The 18,682-nt window shown below is 33.3% G+C and carries 10 protein-coding genes; 8 read left to right on the top strand and 2 right to left on the bottom strand.

The window, feature by feature from the left end; translation table 11 throughout:
- The first annotated feature begins 174 nt into the window (after positions 1–174).
- The 6 genes from ABD939_RS05700 (at position 175) to ABD939_RS05675 (ending at position 11,017) form a co-directional block, all read left to right on the top strand.
- Positions 175–1,377, top strand: coding sequence for a CaiB/BaiF CoA transferase family protein (locus tag ABD939_RS05700; RefSeq protein WP_345165546.1), 1,203 nt, complete (start codon positions 175–177; stop codon positions 1,375–1,377).
- Between the two features lie 28 nt (positions 1,378–1,405).
- Positions 1,406–4,099: a GH92 family glycosyl hydrolase gene (locus ABD939_RS05695; protein WP_345165542.1), complete on the top strand. Its 2,694-nt coding sequence runs from the start codon at positions 1,406–1,408 to the stop codon at positions 4,097–4,099.
- 43 nt (positions 4,100–4,142) lie between these two features.
- Positions 4,143–6,449, top strand: coding sequence for a GH92 family glycosyl hydrolase (locus ABD939_RS05690; RefSeq protein WP_345165539.1), 2,307 nt, complete (start codon positions 4,143–4,145; stop codon positions 6,447–6,449).
- Positions 6,450–6,515: 66 nt separating this feature from the next.
- On the top strand, positions 6,516–7,910 hold the full coding sequence (gene uxaC / locus ABD939_RS05685; protein ID WP_345165537.1) for a glucuronate isomerase: 1,395 nt from the start codon (positions 6,516–6,518) through the stop codon (positions 7,908–7,910).
- Between the two features lie 14 nt (positions 7,911–7,924).
- Positions 7,925–9,376 (top strand): tagaturonate reductase, encoded by a 1,452-nt coding sequence (locus ABD939_RS05680; RefSeq protein WP_345165534.1) that lies wholly within the window; start codon positions 7,925–7,927, stop codon positions 9,374–9,376.
- A gap of 30 nt (positions 9,377–9,406) precedes the next feature.
- On the top strand, positions 9,407–11,017 hold the full coding sequence (locus tag ABD939_RS05675; RefSeq protein ID WP_345165529.1) for a UxaA family hydrolase: 1,611 nt from the start codon (positions 9,407–9,409) through the stop codon (positions 11,015–11,017).
- Positions 11,018–11,052: 35 nt separating this feature from the next.
- Here the strand turns inward: ABD939_RS05675 and ABD939_RS05670 are convergent, their stop codons facing one another.
- A complete protein-coding gene (locus ABD939_RS05670) occupies positions 11,053–12,630 on the bottom strand; it encodes a solute:sodium symporter family transporter (protein ID WP_345165526.1) in 1,578 nt (525 codons plus the stop codon).
- A gap of 33 nt (positions 12,631–12,663) precedes the next feature.
- The gene (locus tag ABD939_RS05665) at positions 12,664–13,533 is read right to left on the bottom strand and encodes an inositol oxygenase family protein (protein WP_345165523.1); all 870 of its coding nucleotides are present in this window, start codon (positions 13,531–13,533) and stop codon (positions 12,664–12,666) included.
- Between the two features lie 381 nt (positions 13,534–13,914).
- On the opposite strand from ABD939_RS05665, the gene ABD939_RS05660 reads away from it, so the two are divergent.
- On the top strand, positions 13,915–16,968 hold the full coding sequence (locus ABD939_RS05660; RefSeq protein ID WP_345165520.1) for a SusC/RagA family TonB-linked outer membrane protein: 3,054 nt from the start codon (positions 13,915–13,917) through the stop codon (positions 16,966–16,968).
- Positions 16,969–16,986: 18 nt separating this feature from the next.
- Positions 16,987–18,645: a RagB/SusD family nutrient uptake outer membrane protein gene (locus ABD939_RS05655; protein WP_345165517.1), complete on the top strand. Its 1,659-nt coding sequence runs from the start codon at positions 16,987–16,989 to the stop codon at positions 18,643–18,645.
- The last annotated feature ends 37 nt before the right edge of the window (positions 18,646–18,682 follow it).

Raw genomic sequence — 18,682 nt, 5'->3', positions numbered from 1 at the left:
AAACTAAAATTCTAAAAAACTAGTATTAAATGAAATTTTAGAAGTATTTATTTCATTCTGTTTTAGTTAGAAAAGAAGTTGAAATGCTAATGAAATATCTCAAAAATGAAAAATTTAGAATGAGCTTAAAAAGTTTTAAAAATTTAGATTTTACACTAATATAAAATTATAAAAATGCAAGAAGCATTAGAAGGCGTTAAGGTTTTAGATTTTTCACAATTATTACAAGGGCCTTATGCAACCCAAATGATGGGAGATTTAGGTGCAGATATTATAAAAATAGAGAGAAACGGCTCAGGAGATATTTATAGAGGTATGACATTTTTAAACAAATGGATTGCCAAAGACGAATCGCCTTGTTTTATGGCTTGGAATAGAAACAAACGCTCATTATCTATAGATATTAAATCTGAAGAAGGGAAAGAAATTATCTATAAACTTGTTAAAGATACAGATGTAGTAGTTGAGAATTTTCGTCCTGGAGTGATGGCGCGTTTGGGTTTTGGATATGAAGATTTAAAAAAGATTAACCCTAGTGTTATTTATTGTTCAGCAAGTGGTTGGGGTGCAGATGGCCCTTATGTAACTAGACCAGGGCAAGACTTGTTAGTACAGAGTGTTAGTGGTGCTGCGATGACTAGCGGAAAAAAATCTGATGGACCTGTGGTATTAGGAACATCGCTTTGCGACCAAGTAAACGGATTGAATTCTGTTTATGCTATTCTTGCAGCACTATATTTTAGAGAGAAAACGGGTAAAGGGCAAGAAATAAAAACAAATTTATTGTCGTCTGCTATAGCTTTTCAAATGCAGGATTTCTTTGCAATTCAGAACTTAAATACCTCTTTTGAACGACCAGAATCAAATATAGGACACCCAGGAAGTGGAGCACCATTTGGAACATATAAAACAAGCGATGGCTATTTAACAATAGCTATGAATCCATGGGCTAAGTTAGTTGATGCATTAGGAGAACCTGAGCTAATGCAATATGATGATGCGCAAGTACTTTATGATAAACGTGACGAAGTTCATGCTGCAATAGAAGCTTTAACAATAACCAAAACAGCAGATGAGTGGTTAGATATTATGTTGGAAATGGATTTGTGGGTGGCCAAAGTACATAACCATACTGAAGTAGAACATAATCCGCAGGTCATTCACAATAAAACATTTGTAGAGGTAGAGCACCCTAAAGCTGGTAAAGTAAAGGTTACTAATATACCCTTTTCTATGAGCGAAACTCCTGGTAAAATAAAACGACCATCGCCAATGTTGGGCGAACACGGCGAAGAAATTTTGGCAGAATTAGGACTGAGTAAACAAAAAATTCAAGAGTTAATTGATAAGAATGTTATAACAATTGAGAGGCCTTAAAAGCAGTTTATTAAACCTTTAGAAATATATGAAAAGCGTAACCTTAACAGTATCCATAAAACTAATATATACATTAGTAATAGGTACGTTTTTAACAGTAAGTTGTAATCCTAATAAAACTCAAGATTCACTTACCGAAGTGAATTCTCCAATAGATTACATTGATACACGAATAGGAACAAAACCATGGTCTGGTAAATCTACCTTAAGTCAAGCCGAATTACCGCAAGGACATGTTTATCCTGGTGTTGGAGCACCTTTTGCAATGACGCAGATTAGCCCACAAACCACAAAAAAAGATATTCCGTATTGGTGGGAGCATGAAAAAATTCAAGGATTTAGAAGTACGCATTATCCAAACGGAGCCTCTATGTCTGAATATGGTCCGCTAACTATAATGCCTATGGTTGGAGACTTAAAAGTTACAGCCGAAGAAAGGGCATCAACATTTAACCATGCTAATGAAATAGCAAAACCACATTATTATTCGGTTACTTTAGAGGATTACAATATTAAAGCAGAATTAACTGCTGTTGCTAAAGCTAAGTTTTTACAGTTTACGTATCCAAAATCAGATGAGTCGCATATCTTAATTGATAACCCTGTTGCCCATGGCTATTTTCGTGTAAACCCAGAAAAAAATGAGATAGAAGGTTATACAGATAATACGGGTAGAGCTGGAAATATGGGCTATACCGGCAGAGAATTTGCATCTTATTTCGTGGCAAAATTTAGTAAGCCTTTTGATAGTTTTACGATAGTACCAAAACCCGATATAACTAAGACATCTCTACTGTTTCCTGAAGGATTTACAGGTGAATTTTATAACAATCTAAACTTATCTGGAAAACCAAGTGTTACAAGAAATGATGCTATTATAGATTTCGAGTGGAGCGGATCTCCTTTTGCAGGCATAAAACCAGATCTATTTTCAGCAAAATACATTGGCAAACTCGTTACAACACAAGCAGGAGTTTATACATTCTATGTTACTAGTGATGATGGCGTACGCTTATTTATAGATGAAAAATTAGTTATAGATTCTTGGTATAATCGAGGTGCAACTACTGATACGTATAGCATTTCTTTAGAAGCCGCTAAAACATATAACATTAAAATTGAGTATTTTGATAGTGGTGGCGGTGCTACATTAAAGTTTGGTTGCGCACCTCCAGTAACACATACGCCAGAACAAATTAGTCTAATGGCAACTAAAGGCGCTGAGGCTAATGCAGTTCATGTATCTTTTAAAACTAACGAAGGCGAAAAAGTACAAGTTAAAATTGGAACTTCTTTTATAAGTATAGACCAAGCAAGAAAAAATCTAAATAGTGAAATTAATCATTGGGATTTTGAAAAAACAGCAGAAGAGACTAAAAATAAATGGAATCAAGCATTAAGTAAAATCAAGATTGAAGCCTCAGAAATAGATAAGAAAATTTTCTACAGCGCTTTACAACGTTGTATGCTTTTACCAAGAAATATAACAGAAGATGGTTATCATTATAGTGCGTTTAATGGCAAAGTAATGCCAGGAGTTATGTATACTGATTTTTCTTTATGGGATACATTCCGTTCGGAACACCCATTGCTTATACTTCTTGAACCTGAGAAGGTTTCAGTAATGATTGAAGCGTTGCTTAACTCTTATGATGAAGGGGGTTGGATTCCAAAATGGCCAAGTCCAGGCTATTCAAACATTATGCATGGTACACATGGCGATGCTGTAATTGCGGATGCATACGTAAAAGGAATCAGAGGCTATAATGTTGATAAAGCGTTTGAAGCCATGATGAAAAATGCAACTACTAAAAGTACTGGTCGTTATGTGGCGCGTGCAGGAATTTTAGAGTATCAAAAATTAGGGTATGTACCTACTGATAAATATGGAGAGTCTGCCATAAGAACCATGGAGTTTGCTTATGATGATTATTGTATCGCACAAATGGCGAAAGCTATGGGTAAAACAGATGTTTATGATGAATTCATGAAACGTGCTCTATATTATAAAAATATGCTAGACCCCGAAACAAAATTGGTTAGAGGAAGAAATGCCGATGGTTCTTGGCGAGATGCTAACGACCCATCAATTAGTGGGTGGGCGTATGGAAGCGACAAGGACAGAGAAAATTATTTTAGGAACATTACACTTTTTGCCCCGCATGATGTGCAAGGATTAGCCAATTTTATGGGAGGCAATCATAAACTAGAGGAATACTTAGACCATTTCTTTAAAAACGACTTCTATTACGTAGGCGATGAATATTCCATGCATTCCCCATATTTATACAATTACGTTGGAGCACCATGGAAAACTCAAAAGCTTATCCGAGAATTAATTAATGATAATTTTGAAGACACTCCTGGTGGCTTACCAGGTAATGAAGATTGCGGACAAATGTCGTCTTGGTATATTTTTGGAGCCATGGGATTTTATCCTACCTGCCCCGGAAGTCCAACCTATCAAATAGGAAGCCCCGCATTTAAAAAGGTAAGTATAGATCTTGCAAATGGTAAAGTCTTTACTATAATAGCGAATAACAATTCAAAAGAAAATGTGTACATACAATCTGCGACTTTAAATGGAGAAGCTTACACAAAATCTTGGATTCATCATGATGCTATTATGAACGGCAGTACTTTAGAATTTGAAATGGGACCAAAGCCTAATAAAGATTGGGGAGCCTTTAAAGGAGATAGACATGCTTCAATTAGTGAATAATTGAAGCGAAAAAATAGTATTGTTTATAATAAAAAAAACTTTTATGAAGACTAGAATAATAAATATAAAGCTCATTTTATTGATGGTTTTTTTCGTGTTGAGTTGCACAAAAAAATCAAAACAAAAAGCACCAATTCACGCAGTGGATTATACCTCCTACGTAAACCCATTTATAGGAACCCAAAACGAAGGACATACATTTCCAGGAGCAACAACGCCCTTAGGAATGGTGCAACCAAGTCCAGAATCTTATAATATTCATTACAAAGGATATGAAATGGATCATATTGCTGGTTACCAGTACAACGACCCTTGGTTAATAGGCTTTACTCAAACACATTTAAATGGTGTTGGATGTCCTTCTATGTCCGATATTTTATTACAACCTTTAAACACAGATACTATTAATAGTGCATCTCGTTATAATTATAAGTCTACTTATAATAAGGATACTGAAATAGCCAAACCAGGTTATTATAAGGTGTATTTAGATGATTTTAAAGTGCAGGTAGAGTTAACGGCTACAGAACGAGTGGCATATCATAGGTATACTTATGATAATGAAAAAAATGCAAAACTATTGATAGATTTACAATACGGCGTCTCTTGGGATATCAATGAAATTCCTTTAAATATTTTAGAAGCTAATCAACAATTTGAAGACGACTATACGTTAACTGGCTATAGAAAAGCTAGGGTGTGGGCGCCCAGAGATTTGTATTATATAATTAAATTCAATAAGAAAATTGTAAAAAAGCAAGAGCTAACACCACCAGTAAACAAGGATGAAAAGGCACCACGCTATATTCTTGATTTTGATATGCAAGGTGCTAAAGTTCTTGAAGTAAAAATAGGAGTATCTACAGTAGGAATAGCAGAGGCTAAAAAGAACCTAGATGCTGAAATTAATACATGGAATAGTTTTGATACCATTAGAGCAGAAACCAACAAAAAATGGAATAACATATTAGCAAAGTTTCACTTAAAAGGAAAAGAAGAAAAAAAAGTAGCATTTTACACGAGTTTGTATCATCTCCATATTCAGCCTAATAATATTGCAGATGTAGACGGAAGATTTAGAAGTGCCGATTCGGGTGTGCAAAAAGCAACTTGCGGTAAATACTATTCAACATTGTCTCTTTGGGATACCTATCGTGCGGCAAACCCTATGTACACGATTCTTAGCCCAGAATTGGTAAGCGATATTAACACCTCTATGCTTGATAGTTATAAATTTATGACTATTGATTCATTAAATCCTAAAGAGGCTAACAAGTATCTGCCTAGGTGGCAGCTTTGGGGTATAGAAACTCACACCATGGTAGGTAACCACGCCGTACCTGTAATTGCTGATGCTTATTTAAAAGGGATTAAACCAAAAGGTTATAGTGATGAGGAAATTTTTGATGCCGTCTGGACATCTTTAACCAAACCACATTACCGCAACCACGTAAAATTAATAGATTCTTTTGGATATATACCTTACGATGTAAAACTTTCTAGTATTGACGATGGAAGAGAAACGGTGTCGCGTCTTTTAGAGAACATATATGACGATTATGCTGGTGCTTTACTTGCTGAAAAACTAGGAAAACATAAAGAAGCTAATTTTCTTAAAAAAAGAGCTACTTATTATAAAAACGTATATGATAAACAAAGTGGTTTTATGCGAGGTAAAAATGCTGAAGGCGAATTTAAAAAAGATATAGATTTATCTGAAGTGGTTGGTGAATGGCTTGAAGGTTCAGATTTTACCGAAGGTAATGCATACCATTATCAATTTCATGTGTTACAGGATATCCCAGGTTTGGTTGATATTATGGGAGGTAAAACAGAATTTGGAAAAAAATTGGATAATATGTTTTATTCAGAATTTAAGCCAGAGGTTAAAACTCTGGTTTGGAATATTCATGGGACGTATGGGCAATATTGGCATGGAAATGAACCGTGTCATCATGTACCGTATTTATACAAATACTCAGATAAACCTCATAAAACAGATAAAATTATAAAAACACTAATTGATGACTATTATTATACAAAACCAGATGGATTGATGGGGAATGATGATTGCGGACAAATGTCTGCATGGTATATGTTTGGTGTACTTGGTTTTTATCCAGTAAACCCAACAGGAGGTGAGTATGTTTTAGGAGCACCACAAGTGGAGGAAGCTACTATTAACCTTACTAACGGTAAACAGTTTAGTATAAAAGCTAAAAATTTGAGTGATACCAATTACATCGTTAATTCGGTAAGTTTAAATGGGGAATTGTTGAGCAGAAATTATATTACACACGAGGAAATACTAAATGGGGGTGCACTCGTTTTTGAAATGGTAGGCAAATAGTGTAAAAATAACATAAGGTTGTATTTCTACAAAACAGAAATAGTATAAAAACTTAAACTATATTTTATGAAATTTATACATGAAGATTTCTTGCTACAAACAAAGTTTGCAGAAGAACTTTATCATACTTACGCTAAAAATCAACCTATAATAGATTATCACAATCATTTATCTCCTAAAGATATCGCCGAGGATACGGTTTTTGAAAATTTAACAAAAGTTTGGGTGGATGGTGACCATTATAAGTGGCGAGCCATGAGAACTCTAGGTATTGATGAGAGGTTTATAACTGGTGAAGCTTCAGATAAAGAAAAGTTTCTCAAATGGGCGAAAACGGTACCATTTACACTTAGAAATCCACTATACCATTGGACACATTTAGAATTAGCAAGATATTTTGATATACATGATTTTTTGAACGATATTACAGCAGAAAGCATTTATGATTTTACGAAGGAAAAATTAAGTTCAAAACCTTACAGTTGTCAAAATTTATTAAAAATGGTTAATACTGAAATAATTTGCACTACGGAAGACCCTACGGATGACTTAAAGTATCATAGAGAAATAGCTAATTCTGATTTTGGGGTAAAAGTAAGTACTTCATTTAGACCTGATAAGAGTATTGCAATTCTAGACGACAACTATAACAATTATATTGATAGTTTGGCAAGGACTGTTGATAAGGAGATAAATACATTTACAGATTTATGTAATGCTCTATATAGCAGGATTACATTTTTTGATGCTAATGGTTGTAAGCTAAGTGATCATGGTTTGAATCAAATCTATTTTGAAACCTATACACGAGGTGAGGTTGAATCTATTTTTAAGAAGAAAAGATATAAACAACCTATAACTAATAATGAAGCTATAAAGTTTCAAACTGCCATATTGATATTTCTAGGTAAAACCTATCATGAATTTGGATGGGTACAACAATTTCACTTAGGGGCATTGAGAAATAATAATCAGAGAATGCATAAAATTTTGGGTCCTGATACAGGATGGGATTCTATTGGAGATTATCCACAAGCCCAAAGCCTATCAAAATTTTTGAACGCATTAGATGCCAATAATAAATTAACCAAAACAATTTTATACAACTTAAACCCTGCTGATAATGAAGTGTTCGCTTCAATGATAGGTAATTTTAACGATGGGAGTATTAAAGGGAAAGTTCAGTTAGGTTCTGGATGGTGGTTTTTAGACCAAAAAGATGGTATGACCAAACAATTAAATGCACTTTCTAATATGGGATTAATAAGCTGTTTTGTTGGGATGCTAACAGATTCTAGGAGTTTTTTATCCTTTCCCAGACATGAATATTTTAGGCGTGTTTTATGCAATATTTTAGGTAATGAAATTGAAAGTGGAGAACTGCCCAACGATATGAATTTGATAGGAAAACTAGTATCAAACATTTGCTATAATAACGCTAAAGAATATTTTAATCTTTAATTCTACAAATTGACATGGGTAAACCATTACTAAATAGAAAAAATATAGGATTAACGGAACATCCACCTATAAAAATAATACAATTTGGAGAGGGTAATTTTTTAAGGGCCTTTATTGGATATGCTTTTCAGGAGTTAAACAAAAAGGCAGCTTTTAATGGAGGAATAGCTGTAGTTCAGCCAATTGATAAGGGTTTGGTAGAAATGCTAAATAACCAAGATGGTCTATACACGCTTTTCATGAAAGGGGTAAAGAAAGGAGAAGAAATTCAAGAGGTTGAACTCATAGAGAATATTGTAAAAGGAGTTAACCCGTATCTTAATTTTGACGAGTATTTAGGTTTAGCAAAAGAAGAATCGTTAGAATTTATCATTTCTAACACAACCGAGGCAGGTATTGCTTATGTAAGTACTGATTCTCCACACATGAAACCACCAAGTTCATTTCCGGCAAAACTAACTGTTCTATTGTACGAAAGATTTAAACATTTTAAAGGTGCTACTAATAAAGGGGTAACCATTATTCCTTGCGAACTTATTAATTACAATGCCAAAACATTAAAAGAAATCATTTTAAAATATGTTTCCGATTGGAAGTTGGAAAACGGTTTTAAAATATGGTTATTAGAAAGTAATACATTCCATAATACCTTGGTCGATAGAATTGTACCTGGTTATCCAAAAGATGAAATAGAACTATATAACGCTAAGCTAGATTATAAAGATAATTTAATCGTAGCCGCAGAAGCTTTTTTATTATGGGTTATAGAAGGCGGAAATACATTAAAAAAGAAACTACCATTTTATAAAACAAAATTAGATGTTAAGATTGTAAATGATATGCAACCTTACCGCACACGGAAAGTGCGCATTTTGAATGGAGCGCATACCGCCATGGTGCCTTTTTCTTTGCTTTATGGGAACAAAACAGTAAAACAATCTGTAGATAATTCATTTACTGGTTCGTTTATAAATACTGCCGTATTTAATGAAATTATAGATACATTAGATATGGATAAAAGTGAATTGAATAGTTTTGCTGATGAAGTTTTTGACCGTTTTAGAAATCCTTTTATTAGTCATAATTTATCGAGTATTGCTTTAAATTCAATATCAAAATTTAAAGTAAGAGTACTACCTAGTTTATTAGAATATGTAAATATTCACAATGAAGTACCAAGAAACTTAACCTTTGCTTTTGCTTGCTTAATACGTTTTTATAAAGGAGTGTGGCAAGGGAAATCCTTACCTGTTCAAGATAGTGAGGCTATTGTTTTAAAATTTTCTGAAATATGGAAATCTAATGATTATTTTCTGGTGGCAAAAAGTGTTTTAAGTATTCAAGATTATTGGGGAGAAGATTTAACGCATGTTGAAAGTTTAACAGAAGCCATTGCGTTTGCATTAAAAGAAATAGAGACCAATGGTATTGAAAAAGGATTTGCGAATTATAGTCAACAGTTTTAAATTTAAACAACACGAATTACAGTTTACAAGATGCTAAAAAAGCTTATAAAAATAAACACCTCAGACAATGTTGCTGTTGCTCTGGTAGATTTAAAAGCAGGAGAGGTTATTTCCTTTGAAGAAGAGGATATTAAAGTCATATCAAATACAAAGTCTAAACATAAAATTGCCTTAGAGCATTTTAACTTGGGCGATAGTATTATTATGTATGGTGTTCTTGTAGGAAAAGCTAATGGCGTGATTAACAAAGGAGATGTATTAACGACGAAGAATGTAAAACATGAAACCGAAAAAGTGTCTGGTAGAACAGTTCCTTTTACTTGGAAAGCCCCTAATGTTGATAAATGGAAAGAAAGGACCTTTTTAGGTTATCATAGAGCAGATGGTCAAGTAGGTACAGAAAATGTTTGGTTATTTTTTCCGCTGGTATTTTGCGAAAATAGAAATGTTGAAATTTTAAAAGATATTTTTGAAAAAGAGCTTTTACATCAGCAAGTAAGCACCCATCAACTCATGTTAAGAGCTTTAGTAAGGGGAGAAGAATCATCAACAGAGATAACTGAAAATACTACAAAAGTTTTTGATAATATTGATGTTAAATTTATAACGCATCCTGGTGGTTGTGGAGGCATTCGTCAAGATTCAGAAAGTTTAGCAAAATTATTGGCAGGTTATGTTAATAACCCAAATGTAGCTGGTGCTACTGTGTTAAGTTTGGGGTGTCAAAACCTTCAAATAGATATATTTAAAGATGCTATAAAAAGCATAAATCCTAATCTAAATAAGCCAGTTTTAATATACGAACAGCAACAGATGGGAACAGTGGACAATATGTTGTCTACGATTATAAAAGAATCTTTCGAAGCCATAAAAAATGCAAATAATATAGTACGGAAACCAGCTTCTTTATCTAAACTTAAAGTAGGTTTAGAATGTGGAGGCTCGGACGGATTTTCGGGAATATCTGCAAACCCTACTTTAGGAGCTGTTTCAGACATTTTAACTGCGTTACATGGCACTGCTATTTTAGCCGAATTCCCTGAGTTATGTGGAGTAGAGCAGGAGTTGGTAAATAGATGTATAGATGATGAAAAAGGCGAAAAGTTTTTAAAACTAATGAAAGCTTACGAGAAATCTGTAGTAGAATCAGGTTCTGGTTTTGATATGAATCCGTCTCCCGGAAATATAAAAGATGGTTTAATTACAGATGCCATGAAATCTGCAGGAGCTGCCAAAAAGGGAGGAACGTCTCCAATACAAGATGTTTTAGATTATGGAGAGTATGTTAGTAAATCTGGACTCAATTTATTGTGTACGCCCGGTAATGATGTAGAAAGTACAACGGCTATAGTTGGTGCAGGTGCCAACCTAGTTTTATTTACAACAGGTTTAGGAACACCAACAGGAAATCCAATAGCTCCGGTAATTAAAGTGTCTTCTAATACAGATTTGGCCAATAGAATGCCAGATATTATTGATATTGAAACGGGTGGTGTTATTCACGGTGAAAAAACAATAGAGGAAATGGCAGATGAAATGCTAGAATTTATCATTAAAGTAGCAAGCGGAGAAATACAAACCAAAGCCAAAGCATTGAATCAAAACGACTTTATACCTTGGAGACGAGGGGTGTCTTTATAAGTTGATTTTTTAAAGCTATTATATCATTCTTTTATCTACGATAGCAAAATATAGATTAGTACAGTTAAAGCAACAAGTATACTGCCGTAAAGTTTAACTTTAGGCCAAGACTTTTCTATAACTTCTTGTTTCATACTATAATAATCCGTTTTAATTTCTGAAGGATACATTTTTGAAACTAAAAACATGATTGCAAAATTTAGAAGAAATTCAATACCCCACAAATGCACAAAATGTATATTTACTTTAAATATAAAAGTGGTTAGAATGTAAAATGTAAATCCGAAGAAGAGTCCTGCTTTTGCACCCTTAGTATTTATTTGTTTAAAGAATATTCCAGCAATTATAATAGAAGAAATAGGAATAAAGAAAATGCCGTTTAGTTCTTGTAATAACTGGTACAAACCATCAGGGGCATAAGCAACCATTGGTGCTACAGCAATAGCTATTAAGGCCAGAATAACAGACGATATTTTACCATATTTCACCAATTTGGCATCAGAAGCATTTTTATTAAAAATCTTTTTATAGATATCTAAACAAAAAATGGTACTTGCTGAGTTTAGTACACTATTAAATGTGCTCAAAACTGCGCCCAGAATGACAGCCGCAAAAAAACCGAACAGATAAGAAGGTAGTACCTTTTTTACCAACATAGGATATATCAAATCTGGTGTTGCATAATAGGTGTCTTGAAAATAGTAATAAGCAATTAGACCTGGTAAAACGATTATGGCAGGAACAAAGAGCTTCAATACACCAGTGTAAATAAGTCCTTTTTGAGCTTCGACTAAATTTTTAGCTCCAAATGCTCGCTGAATAATAGCCTGGTTCATTCCCCAGAAATACAACTGATTAATCATTAACCCGGTAAATAAAACAGAAAAAGGAAGTACTGAATCTGGCTTACCAATAATATCAAATTTATCTGGTGCAAAATGGTACACTGTGCTTAAGCCATCAAACATATTACCATTACCAATTTGATATAAGGCAATTGTGGGTATAAGAAGTCCTCCTAGCATTAAGCCAATACCGTTTAAAGAATCTGAGTATGCTACAGCTTTTAAACCGCCAAAAATGGCATACATAGAACCAATAATACCTATGGCTAAAACAGTATAAATAAGCGATTCACTTTTTGATACATTGAATATTGCAGAAAAATCAAAAACACTTTCAATATTAATAGCTCCAGAATATAAAACAATTGGTAAAAGCGTTATAATAAATGATGACATTAGCAAAAAGGCAACAACAGAGCGTATTACACCATCAAAACGCCTTTCTAGAAATTCGGGGATGGTAGTTATCCCTAATTTAATGAATTTCGGAATAAAATAAATGGCCGCTATAACTAAAGCAATAGCAGAAGTAACCTCCCAAGCTATTATAATGATGCCGTTTTTATATGAGCTACCATTCATTCCTATTAAGTGTTCCGTAGAAATGTTGGTAAGTATCATAGACCCTGCGATGATTGGGCCTGTTAAACTTTTCCCAGCTAAAAAAAAACCCTCTGAGGTTGTAAATTTATCTTTTCGGAGTTTATATGTTGTATAAAGTATTACGAATAAGGTAAATCCAAAAAATCCTAAATAGGTATAAAACATTATTGTTTGGCTGATTAGTTGATTTCTTAGTTCTTAAAATTTTAGCGTTTTAGGTAGATATTTTTTTACAAGTTCTTGGTAATAAGGTTTTAGAGCTTTAACATCTGGTTTAACAGGTGCTTTTGTATATAAATCATAAGGGTTGAATTTCTTTACCCATTCAAACATTTCAACATCTTTTTCATTCATCAAGTGGCTATATTCGTTTTCTCGATGTTGTGCATAGAAAGAATGATATCTAATAATATATAATGCTGGTTCCGGTAAATAATCTTTCATGATTTGATATAGGTACTCATCATGTCCCCAACTCATTTTAACATTATCTAACCCACAATTTGGTGAATAGATACCATATTTTGTATTGTATTTTGGGTTTGTTGAATCAGGATTGTCAGCAAAATAATTGGCATGTACAATTTTGTCAGAGAATTTACAACCTACAGGAAAAGTATCTCCAACTACAGCCCATTGAGGTTCTCCAAATAAGCAAAGCACTTTGCCAACATCATGTAAAAACCCAGTTAAGACAAACCAGTCTGGATGTCCGTCAGCTCTTATAGCTTCAGACGTTTGTAATAAATGTTGTAGTTGATCTAAGTCAATATCAGGATCGCTATCATCAACAAGGGTGTTTAAGAAATCAACAGCTTCCCAAATAGACATTTCTTTTCTATTGAACTCTAAAAAACCAGCTTCTTTTTTTGATACAAAATCATAGGTTTGAAATATATGATTAAGTCTATAAAATTCTTTCACACTTTCAGCTCTATCTGAATCTTCGTAGTTTCTAAAGTCTTCTTTTTCTTTACCATTAGTATCGGGATCAGGATACCTTTTAATTAGATCTTCTTCCCAATGCTCTATATTCTCGAGAGGTTGATGAATTGATGATTTTTTCATACTCTAACTTATTTAGTTTTTATTCCTTAATTTCTCATTCTTAAAATAATCTACTTAAATTTTAAAATAAATGCGAAATGATGTCAAATACGTTCTATAACAAATTTAACCACATCAATATTTTATAAGATGGACTAATAATTTATTTATATGGATTATCTAATCAATAATAAGTCTTTTCTTTCTTTATCTAAGAGATGTATAGAATGTATTAGCTTAAATAATGATTGAAATTTTAATGCAGTTTTATGTGAGGTAAAGATTAACGTTTTAACATAATTTAAATAATATTTCCATGTTTTTGATATAAAATTCCATATCAAGTCTTAAGCCTTAACTTAATTTTAACCAAATAATTTTGACTAATCTAAATTTATTAAAATGAAAAAACTAAAACTATTATTGATTGCCTTCTTTATAGGGGCTTTATCAATTTTTGCACAGGATAATGTTTCTGGTGTTGTTACTGATGAACAGAATGTACCTATACCAGGGGTTAATGTTCTTGTTAAAAACACATCAACTGGTACTGCCACTGATTTTGATGGTAATTATCAAATCAAAGCAAATAATGGAGATGTTATAGTATTTTCCTATCTAGGTTTCCAAACTTTTGAGGTAACTTATGCAGGACAATCTCCTTTAGATGTTCAACTTTCAGAAGACACTGCTAAACTTGATGAGGTGGTAGTAATTGGATATGGAAGTGTAAAACGAAAAGATTTAACAGGGGCAGTTGCTTCAATTGGTAGCGATGAAGTTGTTGAGCAACGAAAAACAGACGTTGCACAAGCACTGCAAGGGCGTTTAGCAGGTGTAGATGTTAGAACTCTTAACAACAAGCCAGGGGCGCCTCTATCTATAAATATTAGAGGTAATGGAGCTATAAGAAATAACAATCAGGGAAATGACGGTATTAATAATAGTCCTTTCGCCGATTTATCACAACCATTATATGTAGTTGATGGTATTTTCTTTGACAACATTAATGCTTTAAATCCAGCTGATATTCAGCAAATTGATGTTTTAAAAGATGCTTCTTCCACAGCCATTTATGGAGCTAGAGGAGCTAATGGAGTTGTTATTATAACAACAAAAAGTGGACAAGAAGGAAGAACGCGTTTTACTTATGATGCTACCTTTGGTGTTCGAAGTGTAGTGAATTCGCCAGATTTTTTTAGCGGTGATGAATTTGTTGCTTTTACTGATGATGTAGTTAGGGCTAGAGAATTTGGTAATTTACTAAATTCAGGAGCTGCAACTGTATCCGATTACAATAATATTGTAACTGATAATACAATTGAATTTATAGGTGCTGAAGAACAGAGTAATGTTGCGAACAGAAGATATACTGATTGGATTGGAATGTTTCAAGAAACAGGTGTTCAAACGGGTCATACTTTGTCTGCATCTGGTGGAAAAGATGGTCTAGTTTATAATGCTTCATTAGGGTATCTAAAAGATGAAGGTGTTGTTGGTATTGAAAACTTTGAACGATATAATCTTTCTGGAGCAATTACAAAGAAAGTAAATGATAAACTAACTTTTGGGGTTAAAACTTATTTAGCTTTTTCTGAAAGAGAAGAAGGTAGTCTTGAATTAATGAGAAGTTCTTTCCGTTTAGCACCAACAGTGGATCCTTATGAGGATGATGGTTCTATTACATTGATTCCTGATCAGCAAGACCAACGTTTTATAAACCCAATTTATGAACAGCAAGGTTCTTGGCGTTTAAATACTAAACGCTTTGATATTATCGCCAATACATTTCTAGAATATAAACCACTAAGTTGGTTAAGTTTAAAAACGCAGTTTTCTCCAAGTTTAACTTATAATAGATTAGGAGAACATAGAGGTTTGTTAACAAAAGCAGCAAGAAATGAAGCTAACAGAACTAGAGCTGTGTACGAAACTGCTTCAATTGTGACATATACTTGGGATAATATTGCTAATATGAATTTTGATTTAGATGAAAACAATAATTTAAAAGCCACATTTATATCATCATTATTTCATAGAGAATTTGAAAGAGGAGATATACAAACCCGTAACTTGTCTGATGAATTTTTGTTTTTTAATACTGGAGCGGGTTTAGATATACGTAACTTTAGTAGTGGATTTTTGAAAGATAACATAGCCTCTTTTGCTGGAAGATTAAACTATTCATATAAAGACAAATATTTGTTAACCTTTACAGGTCGATATGATGGAGCTTCTCGTTTAGCTGTTGGTAACAAATGGGATTTCTTTCCATCAGCTGCATTAGCTTGGAAACTTTCTGAAGAAGACTTTGTACAAAATATAAATTGGATCGGCAATGCGAAATTACGTGTAAGTTATGGACAAACAGGAAATATTGATACGGTTGCACCATATCAATCCTTATCCTTTTTAAATAATGGTACTTATTTGTTTGGTGACGATTTATCAAATAGTCAGTTTATATCTGGTTTGGCTAATAATGAATTAACTTGGGCTGTGTCTACAGAAACCAATATCGGTCTAGATCTTGGACTTTTTAATAATAGAGTAAATTTAACAGTAGATTATTACAATAAGGACACCGACGGAAGTTTGTTTCCAAGATCTTTACTAAACGTATCAGGTTTTGCTAGTGCTGTAGGTAATTTTGGTAAAGTAAGAAGTAGAGGTATTGAGGTGGTTATTGGTACTACTAATATACAAACTGATGATTTTAGATGGCGTACGAATTTTAACTTTTCAAGAAACAGAGATGAAATTTTGAAAATTGAAGGGGATGTTGAAGAAGTACCATTTGGTCGTCATGGTGTAACTAAAGTAGGAGAAGACCCTGCTGCGATTTTTTCTTATGAAAATGACGGTATATGGCAATTAGATGAATATGCAGAGGCTGCTGTATTTGGAGCAAGACCAGGGCAATATAAATTTGTGGATCAAAATGGCGATAATGTTATTAATAACGAAGATAAAGTTGTTATTGGGTCAACTTCTCCTGATTGGATAGCAGGTATTACGAATACTTTTAATTATAAGAACTTCGAAGCTAGAATACAAATTAATACAAGGCAAGGTTCTTTAGGACATTCAGAGTTTTATCAAAATTTCGCACCTTATCAAAATGACCAAGCAAAATTTAATAAAATTAATCTAGACTATTGGACTCCAAATAATCCAAATGCATCTAGACCAGCGTTGTCTTATGCACACCCTGGAGAATACTATTATGAAGAGTTTGATTTTGTTAAAATAGCAAACATTGGCTTTACATATACTTTACCTTCAAACTTACTAGATAAGTTGAAATTACAAGGTATGAGGCTATCGTTAGACATTCAAAATCCTTTTATTTTTACAGATTATGAAGGTCCAGACCCAGAAACAGGTTTGCAAAATTCTTATGCAGCTGGCTATATGACCAAAACAGTATTGTTTGGATTAAATGTATCATTATAAATATAAATTGTTAAGAAGATGAAATCAATTTTTAAAATAAAATATATAATCATAGCTTTAGCGTTAATATTTACCGCTTGTGATGATTATATTGAAGAAGAGTTTTATGGCGGTTTAGTTGTAGAGAACTCAATTAATGAAAATAATGCAGATCAATTAGTTGCAGGGGTTTATACTAATCTTAGAAACCTTTACAAGCAATATAACATTATGTTCTCTGGAACAGATATGTTTACATCGCAAGATGATGTGAGGAGTAATACGGCTATTAATGATTACTTTGGGCTTACAGCAAGCGACGGTAATTCTGCGAATTTTTGGGGAGCTAATTATGCTTTAACTTCAGAGGCCAATACCGTAATTAATCGTTATGAAAACCAAATTTCTTGGAGTGAAGCTTTTTTAGATGACAGAGATTATGGTATAGCTCAAGCAAAGGCTTTAAGAGCGCTCGGTTTTTATAATTTAGCAAAGCATTTTGGTGGAATTGTACTTGAGCTAGATGAAACCCTTTCTATTCGTACAGACTATGTGAGGTCTACTGAAGAGGAAACCTTTGCTCAAATTATAAAAGATTTAGAAGAGGCAATTCCTAATCTTTTGGATAGTCCACAAACAGGTAGATTCTCAAAAAGAGCAGCACAACATTTATTGGCGGATGTGTATTTAACTAAAGCTTACAAATCTTTTGGTAGTACCTCAGATTTTACAACTGCTGCTTCTTTAGCAGAACAAGCTATAGGGTCTTTTGATATTAGAAGTCAAACTTACGCTCAAGTATTTGACTATGGTAATCAAGTAAACCCAGAAATACTATTTGCTGTTCAGTATGGTCCAGGGGGTAATTTTGATGATAGAAACAACTCTAAGCATGGTATTTTTATGAATCCAGTTAACGATTATGTTGGTATTGGTCGCGGTAATCCTTATGGAGCTAATAATACGAGCTTAATGCCTACACCACGTTTTTATGAGTTATTAGCAGATAATGACACTAGAGATGAGGTTACATTACACAGAGTTTTATTTGCAGATGAGGCAGGTGAATTTACTTCTCCTGAAGGAACTGATAATATAGCTGTTGGTGACACTATTGTATATTATCCTAAAACCCCGATTGATACTGCTGAATTAGCAGATAAATTAGACCGTTACTGGGTATATCAACCTGACCAATATTTATTTGGACTTCCAGATAATATTCCAGGTGTAGTTTATCAATATTCTTCAAATGTTCTTAGGACTAATTTTCCAATATTCAAAAAATTTGATGATGTAGGTATTGATGCTGAAAATGGTGGCTCTAGAGATACATTTATATTTAGAATTGCAGAAACCCATTTAATTGCTGCAGAAGCTCATCTAGGAGCTGGTAATACAACCTCTGCTTTAAATAATTTAAATATTGTTAGAGAGCGTGCAACAGGTGTTGTCAATCATTATACATCTATAGATATTGATGCAATTCTTGATGAAAGAGCTTTAGAACTAGCTGGAGAAGAAGATAGATGGGCTGTGTTAAAACGCACAGGTAAGTTAGAAGAACGTGTAAATATATATAACCCTCATAATGTGGATCATGGAACATTCAGTGCAAATACACATTTGGTAAGACCAATTCCTGATAACGAAGTGGGACTATCAGAGGGGGCACTAAAGCAAAATCCAAATTATTAATGTATTATTCTCGCATCATTAAATGTGAAAAAAGAGT

The organism is Algibacter aquimarinus, from assembly GCF_039543265.1.
Taxonomy (GTDB): Bacteria; Bacteroidota; Bacteroidia; order Flavobacteriales; family Flavobacteriaceae; genus Algibacter_B; species Algibacter_B aquimarinus.
This window is presented reverse-complemented; position numbering and strand designations above follow the sequence as displayed.